This is a genomic window from Deltaproteobacteria bacterium (genome assembly GCA_019308905.1).
Taxonomy (GTDB): Bacteria; Desulfobacterota; BSN033; order WVXP01; family WVXP01; genus JAFDHF01.
This window is the reverse complement of the sequence record JAFDHF010000129.1, coordinates 1-3545: the sequence shown is the minus strand read 5'-3', so window position 1 is coordinate 3545 and position 3545 is coordinate 1. Positions and strand designations below refer to the sequence as shown.

The 3545-nt window shown below is 56.6% G+C and carries 3 protein-coding genes; all 3 read left to right on the top strand.

Annotated elements, in window-relative coordinates:
* Positions 1 to 343: 343 nt before the first annotated feature.
* Complete coding sequence (locus tag JRJ26_20380; GenBank protein ID MBW2059847.1) at positions 344 to 1498, top strand: aminopeptidase P family protein; 1155 nt, start codon at positions 344 to 346, stop codon at positions 1496 to 1498.
* A 156-nt stretch (positions 1499 to 1654) separates the two neighbouring features.
* Positions 1655 to 2425 (top strand): arylmalonate decarboxylase, encoded by a 771-nt coding sequence (locus tag JRJ26_20375; GenBank protein ID MBW2059846.1) that lies wholly within the window; start codon positions 1655 to 1657, stop codon positions 2423 to 2425.
* A 386-nt stretch (positions 2426 to 2811) separates the two neighbouring features.
* Positions 2812 to 3276, top strand: a complete 465-nt coding sequence (locus JRJ26_20370) for an Lrp/AsnC family transcriptional regulator (protein ID MBW2059845.1) — start codon at positions 2812 to 2814, stop codon at positions 3274 to 3276.
* The last annotated feature ends 269 nt before the right edge of the window (positions 3277 to 3545 follow it).

Sequence of the window (3545 nt, the reverse complement as noted above, 5' to 3'; positions counted from 1 at the left end):
GTTCCTCCCCCCTTCACACTCCGGTTTGCCCGCTGGCGGCTCCGGGCAGTCACCGCCAGCATGAGCGACTATAGGCCGTTTTGGTTTTCCTGTCAAGGAGACTCCGCTCCTGCTCTTGCCGACGGATTTTTCGAGGGCGACTCTTCTTCCAGTGGACCTTGACTGAAGCTCCAGTACGTCATGGCTGGAGTTCCCTCACCTTTGGGAAACATCTTGTCCTATGGCTCGCGAGATACTTGACATCAGGGGCGGGGTTGAATAGTATGCCTCTTGTCGCGTCCTACCGTGGCATTTATGAGACGATTCTGCGCGGTTCTGAGGGAGAGAAGGAGGGCGAGGAGAGATGTCCCATCTGTTTCAGCAGCACACGGTTGAACTTCAGGAGAGGATGGTCGAGGCAGGCATGGACTTTGCCCTGGTGATGGACCCGGACACGGTCTACTATCTTTCGGGTTTCTGCGGATACCTGGGCATGGATTTCGGTCGGCCTACCATGATCATTGTTCCCCGTTCTGGGGGATGTACGCTGATCACCCCGGAGATGGAGTCGGCCATGGCCCGGGCCATGACGTGGATCGAGGACATCCGGCCATGGATGGACGGTGTTGGAGGGGAATGGGTTGCTCCCTTGCGGGAGATTCTGGCCCGGTCCAGAAACTCCACGGTCGGGATCGAACGGTTCAAGATCCACCCTGTCGTTTCTGAGTGCTTGCGCAGTGAGGTTCGGGGCGTGAGTCTTGCGGATGTTTCCGAAATCCTGGCGGAGATGCGCATGGTGAAGGCTCCCGAGGAGATCGCCATCATGCAGCAGGCGGGGCAGGTGGCGGTGGCCATGTGTCAAGCCGGCGTGGAAGCCATCGCAGATGGCGTTCCCGAGTACGAGGTGGCCCTGGCGGTGATCGCCGGAGGGACTCGAAAGGCAGCGGAGTTTCTCAGCGACGAGGGGCCTGACCGGCTTTTTTCTCCGACCATCCATAATCTCCAGATACTCCAGTCCGGTCCTGATCTCTCCATGGTTCACCGGCGCTCGACTGTCAGGCGGATCCGAAGGGGAGATCCGGTCTATATGTGTTTTTGTGGGATTGCGAATTTCAAGCAGTTCAAGCTCGGCTTCGACCGGCAGTACTTTGTGGGCGAAGTCACGGACGAGCATGCAAGGATATACGAGACAGCTCTCAAGGCACAGGCTGCTGCCCTGGAGATGATCCGTCCCGGTGTGGTGGCCGAGGATGTCCACAGGGCCTCTCTGGAGGTTTATCGGGAAGCGGGGTTTGGGATCTGCTACAGAACAGGAAGGGGAGTCGGGTATTCCTTCCTGGAAAGACCCGAGTTGAAGGAAGGCGATAAGACACGGCTCCGTGCCGGCATGACCCTTGCGGTTGACGGAGGGATCACGATTCCTGGCGAGTTCGGTGCCCGCGTGGGGGATTCCATACTTGTGACGGAGGGTGGATTCGAATATCTCACACCCTATCCCAAGGATCTCCGAGTACTGTAAGGTATCTGCAGGGGAAGCCGGGTCTTGGGGATAAGGTTTTACCGGCATTTGAGAGAACTGGGCGGAAAGCGCGAGTGGGCACGAATAGGAGAAGAAACCGGATGCTGCCGTGCTTGCCAGGGGTATGATCACGTGAGAAAGGAGGAATCTCAAGCCATGGAGAAGCCCATGCCGGTACAGGGAGTTTCCGCGTTGGAGATCGCGTATGACAGGGGTCGCCACTGGCGTGCCAGGATCGGTTTCGTCCTTCTCGCCACCGAACAGACCGTTGAGGAGGATATGTTCCACTTGGCTCCCCCTGGTGTGGGCGTCCACTTCACTAGGGTCCGCATACCGGACGCGATCACCGTCGAAACTCTGGGAGCAGTAAGAGCAGAGCTTGCCGATGCGGCGGCCCGGATCCTTCCTGACGGCAATATGGATGTTCTCTGCTACGCCTGCACTTCCGGGAGCATAGTAATCGGGGAGGAACGCGTAATGGCCGAGCTTTCCCGCGGTGCTCCCTCGGCACGGGTGACTACCCTGGTCACGGGGGTAATCCGGGCCCTCCGGACCCTGGGGGCCAAGCGGCTTGTCGTGGGAACGCCATACCTGGACGAAATCAACGTATTGGAACGCCGTTATCTCGAAGCCAGAGGGTTTGAGATCCTCGACATTCAGGGGATGAACATCCTAAAGGATACGGACATGGTCCGTGTTGCCCCGCGGTTCATCATGGAATTCGCCAGGAGTCTAGACCGACCCGATGCGGAAGCGATCTTTGTGAGTTGCGGTGCCTTACGGACCCTCGACATTGTGGATGCCCTTGAGCAGAAAGTGGGAAAGCCCGTGGTGGCGAGTAATCAGGCCATGTTTTGGGACACACTCCGTCTGGCCGGTGTCGAGGATAGAATCGAAGGCTATGGTCAGCTCCTGCGCTCCTATTGAGTTTCTCCCGCCCACCAGAAAGAGCAGAAACACGGGTAAACCCCTTCTCCCGTCAAAGGGCAGACCGCCGCTAGAGCCGTAGAAAAGGTCCACTGCTGTGACGTTCCTTCCGGTCTTGAGTGGGAGACCTTGTTTACTCTCCGGCCCGAGGGAATCTTAGGAGTGACTAAGGAACCCATTTTGAAGTTAACAATATAGAAAATGTTACCGGAATTTTACGAAAAAAACAAAAAAACGGGTCATTTTTGCTTGACAGGCAGCGCTCCGTATGCTAATAGTTGAATGGAGTTCCCGCTGGAGGCCCCTTGGCCGGGGTCTCAGGGCGTGGGAATGAGGGGTATGGCGTCTGGGGGCCGGAGACGCAGGGAGGAGTGGAGAAGGCCGCTATGGCACAATCTGAAAAACCCATAGATGACCTGGACAAGAGGATCATCCTCGAACTCCAGGAGGACGCGCGGAGACCTTATAGGGAAATTGCAAAGAAACTGGGCGTTTCCGAGGGGACCATACGAAATCGAGTGACCAGGTTGATTGAAAAAGGTATTCTGAAGCTACAGGCCAGAGTCGATCCATTTGCCTTTCCCCACAAAATATCCGCAATCGTAGGGGTGACCCTCGGAGAAAAGAGGCATCCCGAAGAGAAGATGAAAGAGATCGAGAAGATCCCCTGTGTCACCAGTGTCTGGAATGTCACTGGTCGATACGACCTCTTTTTTGAGGTTATGGTCGATTCCCTGCAAGAGCTGAATGATGTCCTGTTCAGGATAGATCTTTACAATGCCAGGGGTATATCCAAGACCGAGACCTTTGTGACCCTTTCGTCGAATACCAAGTATTTCAAGTTATCGTGACCACGGAGAGGGGCTAAGGATGCATCCGGTCATCCCGGCCTTGTCGGCTTCTTCAAACAACGGAAGGGCTGGATGGCGCGCCACGGTCAAGGGCCACAGGGCACAGGCGCTGAGGAGGCGGCAATCCTCGCACTCAGGGGATCAAGTTGAATCAAGAGGAGGACGGAGATGAGGGTGAATCTAGTGGAGCAGCGGGGGCCTGTGTTTGGGGTATTGACCGAGGGGCAGATTGAGGCGATATACGGGGCGGCCTTGGAGGTATTGGAGAG

Excerpts from the sequence above, each read along its gene's own strand:
- JRJ26_20370 (MBW2059845.1), top strand. The coding sequence starts at position 2,812 with ATGGCACAATCTGAAAAACCCATAGATGACCTGGACAAGAGGATCATC.
- JRJ26_20380 (MBW2059847.1), top strand. The coding sequence starts at position 344 with ATGTCCCATCTGTTTCAGCAGCACACGGTTGAACTTCAGGAGAGGATG.
- JRJ26_20375 (MBW2059846.1), top strand. The coding sequence starts at position 1,655 with ATGGAGAAGCCCATGCCGGTACAGGGAGTTTCCGCGTTGGAGATCGCG.